The sequence below is a fragment of the Pseudorhodoplanes sp. genome (assembly GCF_059499825.1).
Genome location: NZ_JCABZI010000001.1, coordinates 266,549 through 278,873, shown reverse-complemented (window position 1 = coordinate 278,873; position 12,325 = coordinate 266,549). Strand labels below are relative to the sequence as shown.

General features: G+C 64.4%; 10 protein-coding genes. 2 read left to right on the top strand and 8 right to left on the bottom strand.

Annotated features, from left to right (window positions below):
- Window positions 1-28: 28 nt before the first annotated feature.
- A complete protein-coding gene (locus tag AC5I5I_RS01430; RefSeq protein ID WP_495758596.1) occupies window positions 29-1,180 on the top strand; it encodes an ATP-binding protein in 1,152 nt (383 codons plus the stop codon).
- A gap of 18 nt (window positions 1,181-1,198) precedes the next feature.
- Here AC5I5I_RS01430 and AC5I5I_RS01425 read toward each other — a convergent pair whose 3' ends face one another.
- The 6 genes from AC5I5I_RS01425 to AC5I5I_RS01400 all read right to left on the bottom strand — a co-directional run bounded on the left by AC5I5I_RS01425 (window position 1,199) and on the right by AC5I5I_RS01400 (window position 7,678).
- Window positions 1,199-3,199, bottom strand: a complete 2,001-nt coding sequence (locus AC5I5I_RS01425) for a methylmalonyl-CoA mutase family protein (protein WP_495969344.1) — start codon at window positions 3,197-3,199, stop codon at window positions 1,199-1,201.
- Window positions 3,200-3,222: 23 nt separating this feature from the next.
- Window positions 3,223-3,474 carry a GlsB/YeaQ/YmgE family stress response membrane protein gene (locus tag AC5I5I_RS01420; RefSeq protein WP_495969343.1) on the bottom strand — a complete coding sequence of 84 codons (252 nt, stop codon included), beginning with the start codon at window positions 3,472-3,474 and terminating at the stop codon, window positions 3,223-3,225.
- A 266-nt stretch (window positions 3,475-3,740) separates the two neighbouring features.
- Window positions 3,741-5,030 (bottom strand): type III PLP-dependent enzyme, encoded by a 1,290-nt coding sequence (locus tag AC5I5I_RS01415; protein ID WP_495969342.1) that lies wholly within the window; start codon window positions 5,028-5,030, stop codon window positions 3,741-3,743.
- Window positions 5,017-6,546, bottom strand: a complete 1,530-nt coding sequence (locus tag AC5I5I_RS01410; RefSeq protein WP_495969831.1) for an AMP-binding protein — start codon at window positions 6,544-6,546, stop codon at window positions 5,017-5,019. The genes AC5I5I_RS01415 and AC5I5I_RS01410 overlap by 14 nt, the downstream gene beginning before the upstream one ends.
- On the bottom strand, window positions 6,546-6,806 hold the full coding sequence (locus AC5I5I_RS01405) for an acyl carrier protein (RefSeq protein WP_495969341.1): 261 nt from the start codon (window positions 6,804-6,806) through the stop codon (window positions 6,546-6,548). Before AC5I5I_RS01405 ends, AC5I5I_RS01410 begins: the two co-directional genes overlap by 1 nt.
- A 23-nt stretch (window positions 6,807-6,829) precedes the next feature.
- Window positions 6,830-7,678: a hypothetical protein gene (locus AC5I5I_RS01400; RefSeq protein WP_495969340.1), complete on the bottom strand. Its 849-nt coding sequence runs from the start codon at window positions 7,676-7,678 to the stop codon at window positions 6,830-6,832.
- 221 nt (window positions 7,679-7,899) lie between these two features.
- Here AC5I5I_RS01400 and ccrA point away from each other — a divergent pair, with 221 nt between their 5' ends.
- On the top strand, window positions 7,900-9,168 hold the full coding sequence (gene ccrA, locus AC5I5I_RS01395) for a crotonyl-CoA carboxylase/reductase (RefSeq protein WP_495969339.1): 1,269 nt from the start codon (window positions 7,900-7,902) through the stop codon (window positions 9,166-9,168).
- Between the two features lie 67 nt (window positions 9,169-9,235).
- Here the strand turns inward: ccrA and AC5I5I_RS01390 are convergent, their stop codons facing one another.
- Together AC5I5I_RS01390 and AC5I5I_RS01385 are read right to left on the bottom strand one after the other, a co-directional pair.
- Entirely contained in the window at window positions 9,236-10,090 is an 855-nt protein-coding gene (locus tag AC5I5I_RS01390) for a YihY/virulence factor BrkB family protein (protein ID WP_495969338.1), read from the bottom strand.
- Between the two features lie 88 nt (window positions 10,091-10,178).
- A complete protein-coding gene (locus AC5I5I_RS01385; protein ID WP_495969337.1) occupies window positions 10,179-12,218 on the bottom strand; it encodes a methyl-accepting chemotaxis protein in 2,040 nt (679 codons plus the stop codon).
- Between the last annotated feature and the right edge of the window lie 107 nt (window positions 12,219-12,325).

Sequence of the window (12,325 nt, the reverse complement as noted above, 5' to 3'; positions counted from 1 at the left end):
CAAAACCGCGCGCAAGCCCAAAGCTGTCGTGCCCGCACATCGCCAGGCATTGGAAGCCGCGCTGGCCTCGCTCGCGCATGATATCCGTACGCCGCTGACCGGCATCCTCGCGCTCTCGGATTTGCTCATCGCCTGCGATCTGCCCGAGCGCGAACGCGGCTGGGCACGGGCAATCCGCAGCGCCGCCGATCATCTGGCTCAGCAAACGTCGCTGGTGCTCGACGCCGTGAAGGCCGACCGCGGCGGTCTTGCCTTGCGCAAGGATGTGTTCTCGCCGGTGGAGCTTGCCGAAGCGATTGCGGCTTCGCTGTCAGCCCGCGCCGCGCGGAGCGGCTTGGCCGCCGAGATGGACATTGCGGGCAGTCTCCCCGCGCAGGCGATTGGCGATCCGGTGCGGATCCGGGCCGCACTCGAAAATCTCATCGACAATGCGGTGAAATTCACGGCGCGCGGCGGCGTGAGATTTGGGGCGAAAGCGGAGCCCGCACCGCGTGGCCGCGTGCGGCTCAGCTTCTCGGTGAGCGATAGCGGTATCGGCCTGACCAAAGCGGAGATCACAAAGCTGTTTCGTCCCTTCGCCCAGGCCAGCCGCGCAGTGTCGATGCGCTATGGCGGCACCGGGCTCGGCCTCGTGCTGGTGAAGCGGCTGGCCAGGGCGATGGGCGGCGATCTCGGCGTTGCCAGCAAGAAGGACGAGGGCTCGACCTTCACGCTGACGGTGGCGGTGGAGCCGGTATCGGGCCGTGCCCGCGCGGCGGATGGCGACGGCGATGCGAACGGTGTGCCTGCAGGTTCGCTGCGCATTCTCTGCGCCGAGGACAATCCGTTCGGTCGGGTGGTGTTGAACGCAGTGCTGACCGAGTTCGGCCATCGCATGGATTTCGCGGGGACCGGCGCGGCGGCCATCACGGCAGTGGCAGGCGGCGGCTACGATCTGGTGCTTATGGATGTCACGCTGCCGGATATCGACGGACTGGAGGCGACGCGCCGGATCCGCGCCTTGCCGGGCGAAGCCGGCCGCATCCCGATCATCGGCGTTTCGGGACGATCTTCGGAGGACGATATCCTGAAGGCGCGTGCAGCCGGGATGACGGATTATCTGACCAAACCGGTGCGTCCGGCGGCTCTGGCGGAAGCCTTGGCACGTGCCGTCGCCCGGCAGCAAGAAACGGCCGTGTGAGGCGACACAAGTTACACGTCAAACGGTGGCTTTCGAATTCTTCTGTTCCACGATCCGCACCACGTCGGACATGATCTGGTTGATTTGGAAATCCTTCGGCGTGTAGACGGCGGCGACGCCGGCGTTTTTGAGCGTCGCCTCATCCTCCGGCGGCACGATGCCGCCGACCACCACCGGCACGTCGTCCATCCCCTCGGCGCGCATCCGCTCGACCACGTCGCGCACCAGCGGCACGTGGCTCCCCGAGAGGATCGACAGTCCGATCACGTCGACGCCTTCATCCTTCGCGGTCTTCACGAGTTCAGCCGGCGTGAAGCGGATGCCGGCATAGATCACGTCCATGCCGACGTCGCGCGCCCGCACCGCAATCTGCTCGGCGCCGTTGGAATGGCCGTCGAGGCCGGGCTTGCCGACCAGGAATTTCATGCGATGGCCAAGCTTGTGCGAGACCCGCTCGACTTCGGCGCGGACCGGTTCGAGCAATTCGCCGCCCACCTGGCGCGCGGCCTTCGGCACACCGGTCGGCGCACGATATTCGCCGAACACCTCGCGGAACACCGCGCCCCATTCGCCGGTGGTGACGCCTGCCTTGGCGCAGTCGATCGAGGCCGGCATCACGTTGATGCCTTCCTTGGCGGCGCGGCGCAGTTCGCCGAGCGCAGCATCGACGGCCTTCGCGTCGCGAGAAGATCGCCAGGCATTCAGCCGCGCAATCTGCTCCGCTTCCACCTCGTGCGATACCGTCATGATCGCGTCGATGCCGCCGGTCAGCGGCGAGGGTTCGCTCTCGGTGAACTTGTTGACGCCGACGACGACATTGTCACCGCTTTCGATTGCCTCCAGCCGCCGGGTGTTGCTCTCGACCAGCTGCTGCTTCATGTAGCCCATCTCGACCGCGGCAACGGCGCCGCCCAGCCGGTCGATGGTGGCCAGCTCTTCCTTGGCCGCGCGGATCAGCGCATCGACCTTGTTCTGAATCTCGGTCGAGCCGTCGAAGATGTCGCCGTATTCCAGCAGGTCCGATTCATAGGCGAGGATCTGCTGCGCACGCAGCGACCATTGCTGATCGAACGGACGCGGCAGGCCGAGCGCTTCGTTCCAGGCCGGCAGTTGCACGGCGCGGGCACGGGCCTTTTTCGACAGCGTCACCGCGAGCATTTCCAGAAAGATGCGGTAGACGTTGTTTTCCGGCTGCGGCTCGGTCAGGCCGAGCGAATTGACCTGTACGCCATAGCGGAACAGTCGCTGCTTCGGATCGGCGACCCCATAACGCTGCGCGGTGATCTCGTCCCACATGTCGACGAAGGCGCGCATCTTGCAGATTTCGGTGATGAAGCGCATGCCGGCATTGACGAAGAACGAGATGCGGCCGACGACCTCGCCCATCTGGCCGTCCGGCACTTCGCCCGAGGCCTTCACCATGTCGAGAACCGAGATCGCCGTGGCGAGTGCGTAAGCGAGTTCCTGAACGGGTGTCGCGCCTGCTTCCTGCAGGTGGTACGAGCACACATTCATGGGATTCCATTTCGGCATTTCCTTCGTCGTGAACAGGATCGTGTCCTTGATCAGACGCATGGACGGGCCGGGCGGAAACACATAGGTGCCGCGCGACAGATATTCCTTGATGATGTCGTTCTGGGTCGTGCCGGTGAGTTTCGTGCGCGGCGCGCCGGTCTCGTCCGCAACGGCGACATACAGCGACAACAGCCAGGCCGCCGGCGCGTTGATCGTCATCGACGTATTCATCTCGGCGAGCGGAATGCCGTTGAGCAGCGCCCGCATGTCGCCGAGATGGGAAACCGGTACGCCGACCTTGCCGACCTCACCTGCGGCGAGCACGTGGTCGGAATCGTAGCCGGTCTGGGTCGGGAGATCGAAGGCGATGGACAGTCCGGTCTGGCCCTTCGAGAGATTCTGCCGGTAGAGGGCATTCGACTTTTCAGCGGTCGAATGCCCGGCATAGGTCCGGAAAATCCAGGGTCTGTCCTTCTTCGACTTATCGTTCGCGCTATCGCTCATTCAGTCTCCGCGCAGCGTTGGCCCTAGCGCTTGAAGAAGCCGATGATCACGAGCAGGATCACCGCACCGATCATCGCGTAAATGATCGCCGAGATAATGCCGCCACCGATCGAGATTCCGAGCCGGGGGAACAGCCAGCCGGCGATGAAGGCGCCGACGATGCCGACCACGATGTTGCCGATCAGGCCGAAGCCGTAACCCTTCACAATCAGGCCGGCGAGCCAGCCCGCGACACCGCCGACGATCAACCAGACGATAAGGCTCTCGATACCCATTTCTGTCTCCCCGACATGCGCGGGGACCCGCTGCCTAAGCCCCGCCCCCGCGGCTTTGTTGCATTGCAGCGAGAGCATTCTACTGCGGCCGGAACCGGAAGTCAGCGAAAGACCGGGTGCAATCCAGCGCACGTCCAGCCAACCTGCAGCATATTATTGCAGCGCAGCATATCCGGTTGCGTGCGATCCGCAACGGTTGTTTTGCCAGCAAGGCGAAGGGATTGCGTGGTTGGCAGGCCTTCACGACGCCCCCGGAACGTGCCGGTCTAGATTGCAGTGGCGGTTCCGTTATCCACAAGCACCTCAGCCGGAGCCTTGTGACTGAGGAAGCCAACGGGGCTGGCCGACAATCCATAAGCGCCGGATTGCATCACCGCGACGAGATCGCCGGCTTCGAGCGCGGGGAGGTCAACCGCGCGCGCCAGCGTGTCGAGCGGCGTGCAGAGTGGCCCGGCGACGACGACGCGCTCGAACGAAGTCGCATCCATGCGCGCAGGTGCGATCACGGGATAATCCCGCTTCACCACCTGGCCGAGATTGCCGGATGCGGCGAGGTGATGGTGCATGCCGCCATCGGTTACGATGAAGCGGGTGCCACGCGAGATCTTGCTGGCAATCACGCGGGCGACATAGAGCCCGCCGGGTCCGGCCAGGTAGCGGCCGGGCTCAACGATGACACCGGCATCACGCAAAAGCGGCTCGGCCATCTTCTGCGCGGCAAGCGCGCCGGTCCCGTTCCGGATGGACGCGAGATCGAGGGTTACGTCGCCGGCGTAATACGGAATGCCGAGGCCGCCGCCGAGATCGATACTGCGCAGCGGGCGTTGCGCCGCGCGGGCGATCCGCGCGGCAACGTCGATCCCATGCCGCCATTGCGCGAGCAGGGTATTGGCGTCGAGAATTTGGGTGCCGGCGAACAGGTGCACCCCGCACAGGTCGAGATGGACGGCCGACGCCAGCGCCCGCAGCACCTCGTCGCTCTGCTCTTCGTCAAACCCGAAGGGAGACGGTTTGCCACCCATCCGCATCGCGCCGCCCTGCGCAGCGGAAACCGGATTGATGCGAAGGGAGACTGCGACACGCGCGCCTGCGCGGGCCGCGATTGCATCGAGGCGCATCATCTCCTCGAGACTTTCCAGATGAATTTCGCCGATGCCGTTTTGCACGACGTGGCTGAGTTCGTCGTCGCGCTTGCCCGGCCCGGCAAACAGGATGGCTTGAGGGGCAACGCCGGCCTGCCGCGCGCGCTCGTATTCCCCGGCCGATGCGATCTCGATTCCGGCACCGAGTTCGACGAAGATGCCCGCGATGGCGGGGTTCGGATTCGCCTTGATGGAATAGACGATGCTGGCAAAGCCGCTCAGCGCGATCTTCAGCGCCATGAACGAACGGCGCATCGCCTCCGCGTCGTAGATGTAGAGCGGCGTACCGAAGCGTTCGGCCAGGGCTTGGATCGTGAAGCCCCCAATCAGCAGGTCTCTGCCGCGGGCAGCGTAATGCTCCGCGACCAAGGTCAGCGCGAGCGAGCGGCTGGCGGAGGCGTCAATGACCGGCATGATCGGCCCGCTTCGCCACCAGCGCCTTATAATCGACCTTGCCGTTCGGCGTGACGGGCAATTCGCTCACCAGTTCGATGTCACGCGGCAGCATGAAGGCGGCAAGCTTCTCAGCGGCAGCCGTCAGCGCGCTTCGCACATCGATCGGTTGTTCGCGCGCGACCGCGACCGCATGTACGCGCTGACCAATCACCGGGTCGGGCAGGCCGATGACGGCAATCTGGCGGAATCCGCCGGTGGCCATCAGCACCTCCTCCACTTCGCTGGGACTGATGCGATAGCCCGACGACTTGATCATCGCGTCGTCACGGCCGACGAAATAGAAAAAGCCATCCTCGTCCTGCGTCACCAGATCGCCGGAATAGCAGACGATGTCGGCGCCACAGCCGGGCTCGATCAGTGGGTTCGGGCGCAGCACCCGCGCGGTATCTTCGGGGCGCTTCCAGTAGCCGAGCGACACCGTCGGTCCGCGATGCACCAGGATGCCGGGCTCGCCCGGATAGGCGCGGCGACCATCAGGCGTGACCACGAACACCTCGCATTCGGGAATGGCCTTGCCGATCGACGTCGGCCGCTGGTCCACCTGATCAGGCGGCAGATAGGTCGAGCGGAAGGCTTCCGTGAGGCCGTACATCAGGTAGATGCTGGTGTCGGGCAGCAACTCGCGCAGGCGCGCGGTGGTCGCTGACGGCACGGCGCCGCCGGAATTGGTGATGTAGCGAAGCGATGGCAGTGGCGTTTTCGGCAGGAGCGGCGCCGCGCGTGTCAGGATCGACCAGACGGTCGGCACGCCGGCCAACCCGGTGCATCCATGATCGCGGATCGTGCGTACGATCTCGTCGCCGAAGCGGAAGGTCAGCAGAACGAGCGTGGCGCGCTGTTCCACAGCGGTCAGCAACTGGTTCAGCCCGTAATCGAAGCTCAGCGGCAGGATCGACAGAATGCGATCGTCGGAGTTGATCCCGAGATAGCTACGCACGATGCGCGTACCCGCGATCAGGTTGCGGTGGCTGAGCATTACCCCCTTGGGACGACCGGTCGAGCCGGAGGTGTAGAGGATGGCGGCAAGGTCCTCGCCGATGGCTCCCGATGAAGGCAGATCGCGTTCGGACGCGGCCGGCAACGCGCCGGCATCGATGACCGTCAGCCCGTCGAGGTCCGCAAGCGCCGCCGCGTGGGTCTCGTGGAGCGCTGAATCGGTGAGAAGGATCGCGGCGCCGCAATCCTCCAGAATATGGCGCACCTGGGCCGGCCGCAGCAACGGATTGACTGGGACGCAGACGCCTCCGGCGCAGCTCACCGCAAAGATCGCGGCGCATTCCTCGATCGATTTCGGAAGCAGGATCGCGACCCGGTCGCCACGCTGCAATCCGGCTGCATGAAGCGCAGCCGCCTGCAAGCGAACGAGCGCGCGCAAGTCGGAATAAGCGAGACGGCGCGAGTCGTGGACGAGCGCGACGCGGTCCTCGTCTCCCGCTTCTCCGAGCAGATCGTGGACGAGAAGTGGCGCGCGGATCACGATCTCCGTCGCTCCACGAACGCGACCAGACTGCCGAATGTCTCGAAGTTGGCGGGCTCGAAGTCCTCGTCCCCGATCTCGACGCCCAGCCGTTCTCCGAGGAACGCGGCGAGATCGAGAATGCCGAGCGAGTCGATGGCGCCGCCGGTCAGCAGCGGCGTCGCATCGTCGAGGGGTTTGCCGGCCAGCGCCGGAAATCGTTCGCGCAGAAAATCGGCGACGGTGGCTCGGATGTCGATCTTTTCGGGTGCCAACATGTTTGCTCCTGCCATGGTCGCGGTCAGATCTGAAGGAAGACGAATTCGGAGAATGCGAGATCGCACGGTGCTGGCGCGGCCGGCCCCTTGTAAAAGGCCGGCGAGGTTCGCCGCGTGAACAGGCTGCCGGGGACGCGTTCGCTTTGGTCGGCATTGACCGCGAGCAGCAGGATCCTCTCACGCAGGAGGAAGCGCGCGATCGCCGGCAAATGCGCGAACATTGCGGCGCGGCTGTCGGCGAAGACCAGCCTTGCGGCGCGAATGCCGCGATAGATCTTGCGCGAAAAGATCAGCGGGTGCAGCGCCGCGCCGTCCCACAATCCGCCGCTGATACAGTCCAGCGCCGCGTGCCGGTCGAGCATCCGGCGGGTCGGTCCGGCGAACGCATCGGGTGGCAGGTCACGCAACGGCACCACGTGAGACGATCCGGCGGCTTTCATCGCGTGCCACGGCAGCGCGAAAACCAGCGTGCCCTCGGTCCAGCCGCGGAATCCAAGGCGGCCGATCATGTTGCGCACCGACGGTGTCGCGGTCAGATCGGTGAACAGGGTTGCGTTGCACGCCGTGACGGTTTGCAACATCCGCGGCGCGCGCCAGCGGTGGTCCGGGTCGATGTACCAGCTCGACAGATTGACGACGCGGCGCGGCTCGCCAGAGTCGTCGCTGCGTGTACTGGGGATCGTGAGAATAACGCCGACATCCTTGCCGTCGTGCTCCAGCAGATAGCCCGCGCCTGTCTGCATGTCGGATGCGCCGAAGGCACGCAATCTTGCGATTGCCGAGGTCCAGTCCCCTGGACGCATGCCGGGAAACCCGCGCGACAAAATCGGCAGGGTCGTATCCAAGGCCTCGAAGCTGATCGGGCGCAGCATGCAGTTCGCCTGGAACGTCGATCGAAAGGCCCATTTCGACCGGAAAGCCTGAGAAAAGGCCTAAAATGCGCGCCTTGCGCGACAGTCTGCCGCAACACGGTAAACTCCCCCCGCCACCCTGCAAAGTTCCCACTGCAACTTTTGGGTGGCGTGAACTCTGTTGCGGCGCAATATGGTCTGGGTCACAATTCATGCTCGTACGAGCCGGAGCCCGAACCGCCATGACCGCTGCGCCGAAGCTGCAAATGGTTAAGGATATCTATGCCGTCGGCGAGATCCCGCCGCTGGGACACGTCCCCGAAAAGATGAATGCCTGGGCGATCCGGCAGGAACGGCACGGTCCGCCCGAAGAGTCGATGCAGATCGAGCAGCTACCAACCTGGCCGATCGGCGAGAACGATGTGCTTGTTTTGGTGATGGCTGCGGGCGTGAATTACAACGGCATCTGGGCCGGCCTTGGTCAGCCGATCTCGCCGTTCAATGTGCACAAGCACCCGTATCACATCGCGGGCTCGGACGCCTCCGGCGTTATCTGGGCGGTCGGCCCCAAGGTCAAGCGCTGGAAGGTCGGCGACGAGGTCATCGTCCACTGCAATCAGGATGACGGCGACGACGAAGAGTGCAACGGCGGCGATCCGATGTTCTCGACCTCGCAGCGCATCTGGGGTTACGAGACGCCCGACGGTTCGTTCGCGCAATTCTGTCGGGTGCAGTCGCGACAGCTCATGCCGAAGCCCGCGCATCTGACTTGGGAAGAGGCTGCCTGCTACACGCTGACGCTCGCAACCGCCTATCGCATGCTGTTCGGACATTCGCCGCATACGCTGAAGCCGGGCGACAATGTTCTGGTGTGGGGGGCGTCGGGCGGTCTTGGCGTGTTCGGCGTGCAGCTTTGCGCGGCCTCGGGCGCCAACGCGATCGGCGTGATCTCGGACGAAACCAAGCGCGACTATGTTCTAGGTCTCGGCGCCAAGGGCGTGATCAACCGCAAGGATTTCAATTGCTGGGGTCAGATGCCGACGGTGAATACGCCGGAATACAATGACTGGGTGAAAGAGGCGCGCAAGTTCGGCAAGGCGATCTGGGACATCACCGGAAAACGCGATGTCGATATCGTGTTCGAGCATCCGGGCGAAGCGACGTTCCCGGTGTCATGCCTTGTGGTCAAGCGCGGCGGCATGGTCGTGTTCTGCGCCGGCACGTCCGGCTTTAACATCACGTTCGACGCGCGCTATGTCTGGATGCGGCAGAAGCGAATCCAGGGGTCGCACTTCGCCCATCTGAAACAGGCGAGTTCGGCGAACCAGTTCGTGATCGACCGCCGCATCGATCCCTGCATGGGCGAAGTGTTTCCGTGGGACAAGATCCCGGCCGCGCATCAGCTGATGTGGAAGAACCAGCATAAGCCGGGCAACATGGCGGTGCTGGTGTCGGCGCCGCGCACGGGGTTGCGCAATCTTGAGGATACGATCGAGGCGGCGGGCGGGTAGCCTCGGCGCCTCTATTCTCGGAGTGCCTGCGCGGCCCGGTGTGTTCACCGCCACCGGCGGCCGGGTGTTAGACGGGCGCCGGCTCCTGATCTGCGCGCGCCCTCGAAATCATGGCGTTCAGGTTGCCGCCATAGAGGAAGATCGACGCTGTCCAGTAGAGAAAGACCAGCGCGATCATCGGTGAGGCAAGGCCGGCATAATAGACCGAATAGGTGAAGGCGAAGTCGGCGAGATAGCGGCCGAACGCGATGCCGGTGATCAGCCATAGCGCCAGGGTGACCAGGATGCCCGGCAGGATTTCCATCAGGCTGCGCTTGCCGGCCGGCAGCCATTTGTGAACGACGAACAACGGCACGATCAGGAGCACGCTCGCGGTTAAGAGCCGCACCAGCGTGATCACTTCGCCGAAGGGCTGAAGCGCCGGGAAGCGCCGGATCAGTGTGGTCCAGATCAATGGCGCAAGCAGAACCAGGAATGACAAGGCGAGCAGGCCGAGCGCGCCGAGGATGACGTAGCCGATCGATTCCAGCCGCAGCAGCCAGATCGAGCGGGTCTCCACCGCGGTGTAGGCGCGGTTGAGGCCGATGCGCAGGCTTTCGATTCCGCTCGACGCGAAATAGACCGCGAGCACCACGCCCACGGTCAGCACCTGTCCATGGGCGCCAACCAGCACGTTGTGAATTTCACGTGAGATCGGACCGGCCACCTCTTCCGGCCATGCCTCGAGGACGAGGTTCGCGGCTTCGTCGGCGAGATATTGCGACCCGAACACGCCCGCGAGCGCGGTCAGCACCAGGAAAAACGGGAACATCGCCATCAGGGTCGACAGCGCGATATGGCTCGCGATGGCCCAGCCATCGTCGGCATTGAACTGCCAGAAGGCGTCCATGACGACGCGATATGTTCGTTTGAGCAATTTCAAAGGGCGCCCCGGTGCATTTGCTCAAGCGACATAGGCAAAGCGCGCGGCCGGCTCAAGGGCCGCGTGAGGCGCTCGCCTAAGCGTGAGATCAGGCCGCCTGTACCTCGATCAGGAACTGGCGGATCCGGGAATCGAGCCCCTCCGCCTCGACCGCAAGGGCATCGGCAAGCGCCCTTACATCCGCCGCCGTCGCTCGCGCGTCCACCGTCGCCGTCGAAACGCGGCTCATGGCTTCGGCGCCATTGCGAGCCGCGCCGGAGGCATTGCTGACGCCTTCCGCGATAATCGTCACCGCGGTGCTCTGCTGTTCGACGGTAAGCGCCACATTGGCGGCAAGCGACGACATATCCTCGATGATACGGTTGACCTGGGTGATCGCATCCGTGGCATCCGCAGCGGCCGACTGGATGGCGCCGACCTGCCCGGCGATATCTTCGGTTGCCCGCGCGGTCTGGCCGGCCAGAGATTTGACTTCCGAGGCCACCACCGCAAAGCCGCGGCCGGCCTCGCCCGCGCGAGCGGCTTCGATGGTGGCATTCAGCGCCAGCAGATTGGTCTGCCCGGCGATCGACGAAATCAGGTTGACGACTTCGCCGATCCGCGTTGCGGCATTGGCGAGTTCCGCCATGGTTGCGCTGGTCCGGCGTGCCTCAGAGACGGCCCGTCCGGCGACCTGCGTCGACTGATGTGCCTGGCCGGCAATTTCCCCGATCGAGGCCGCCAGTTCCTCGACCGACCCCGCCGCGGCGGTGACATTGCCGGACGCGGCCAGCACGCGGCTTTCCGCCGTCCGCGCTTCGGCCGACATGTCGTCGGCAGATGCATTGAGCCGGCTGGATGCGGTTTCGAGACGCTGCGCCGCTCCGCGGACCCGGCCGAGCATATCGTCCACCGACTTCTCGAAACGCGCGATGGTGGCCGCAATGGTGTAATTGCGCATCTCGCGCGCCTTCGCGGTTTCGCTTTGCGATTCGGCGAGACGTTCGCGCTCCAGCATGGTGTCCCGGAACACGATCACTGTCCGCGCCATGTCCCCGATCTCGTCCCGGGCGCGCGTACCGGGGATCACCGCCGCGGTGTCACCTTTGGCCAATTGCGCCATGGCGTCGGCCAGGCTCTGTAAGGGCCGGGTGATGCTCCAGCCAATCAGCAGACTCAGCGCCAAACCGAGACTCGCCGAGACGATGCCGAATGACAGGATGATCGACCAGGTGCGGCTCTGCGCCTCGGAGAGTTGCGCTGCTGAACGGGTCGCGCCCACGCTCGCGGTTTGAATGATGGCATCGGCGGCGGGTGCGAGTTGCTGCGTCTCGAGATCGATGATCTTGAGATTGGGACGCAACCTGTCGGCGGTTGCGGACCAGGCCGCGAAGGTATCTGCGAGAGCCTTGACGCGGCTTTCCAATTCAGCGCGGTGCTCGGGCGTTGCGGCAACGCTTTTGATCGTGTTGGCGAAGTTGTCGTATTCCGCGAAGAACAAGGTGTAGGATGTGCTGGTCGATTTGAGGCGCTGCTCGGCTTCGTAGCGCCGCATCATCAGGAGCGACACCAGGAGCTTTCTTGCTTCGTTTTCGCCCAGCCATGCAATGCCCTGGTTGATGACGCGCTCGACCGCAACACCCGTATCGTGCAACTGACGGCGCAAGCCGTCTTTCTCCGAAAATCCGAGTTTGCGCTGATCGCGTATGACCTCGGCGAACCGGCCGTCGATGTCCTTCAGGCGATTCGGGATCCATGCGATCCGCATGCGCTCCGTCTGATCGAGCGATCTTTCGATGAAAGCCAGGTTGTTGCGCGCCTGCAAACTTGCGGTTTCGAAATCCTTGATCGTGTCGTCGCTGGGGTCGGCGGCAAAATCCCGGGCGGCAATCCGCATCTGGCTGATAGCCTCCTTCAGCCTGTGGCTGGCAGCGGCGGTCGCGTCCGCGCGCCGGTAGCGCTCGAAGGCGTCGGCAACCTCGCGTTCGCCGGCCATGAAAGCGGCGCCGGTGGCAGCGAGCCCCAGGACTGGAATCAGGGCGATCAGAAGAATGCGCGAGCGGACCGACAGCGCGCGTATCAGCCGTGAAGGGCTCCAGCCGACACGGCGGACAGGTTGACCAGCGCTGGGGAGGGGAGCGGCTTGCATGATGGCTTCGCCTGCGATTTGGCAGCAGCATTAAAGCCGGAAATGGTTAATTATCGGAGGAATACCGGCCCCGCAGCTCGCAGTTGCTTTTGTGCGCTGCACCATTA

What these genes read in the sequence shown, in the direction of transcription:
- AC5I5I_RS01415 (WP_495969342.1), bottom strand. Translation starts at nt 5,030, where the DNA reads ATGCCGGTCATTGACGCCTCCGCCAGCCGCTCGCTCGCGCTGACCTTG.
- ccrA (WP_495969339.1), top strand. Translation starts at nt 7,900, where the DNA reads ATGACCGCTGCGCCGAAGCTGCAAATGGTTAAGGATATCTATGCCGTC.
- AC5I5I_RS01400 (WP_495969340.1), bottom strand. Translation starts at nt 7,678, where the DNA reads ATGCTGCGCCCGATCAGCTTCGAGGCCTTGGATACGACCCTGCCGATT.
- AC5I5I_RS01425 (WP_495969344.1), bottom strand. Translation starts at nt 3,199, where the DNA reads ATGAGCGATAGCGCGAACGATAAGTCGAAGAAGGACAGACCCTGGATT.
- AC5I5I_RS01405 (WP_495969341.1), bottom strand. Translation starts at nt 6,806, where the DNA reads ATGTTGGCACCCGAAAAGATCGACATCCGAGCCACCGTCGCCGATTTT.
- AC5I5I_RS01420 (WP_495969343.1), bottom strand. Translation starts at nt 3,474, where the DNA reads ATGGGTATCGAGAGCCTTATCGTCTGGTTGATCGTCGGCGGTGTCGCG.
- AC5I5I_RS01385 (WP_495969337.1), bottom strand. Translation starts at nt 12,218, where the DNA reads ATGCAAGCCGCTCCCCTCCCCAGCGCTGGTCAACCTGTCCGCCGTGTC.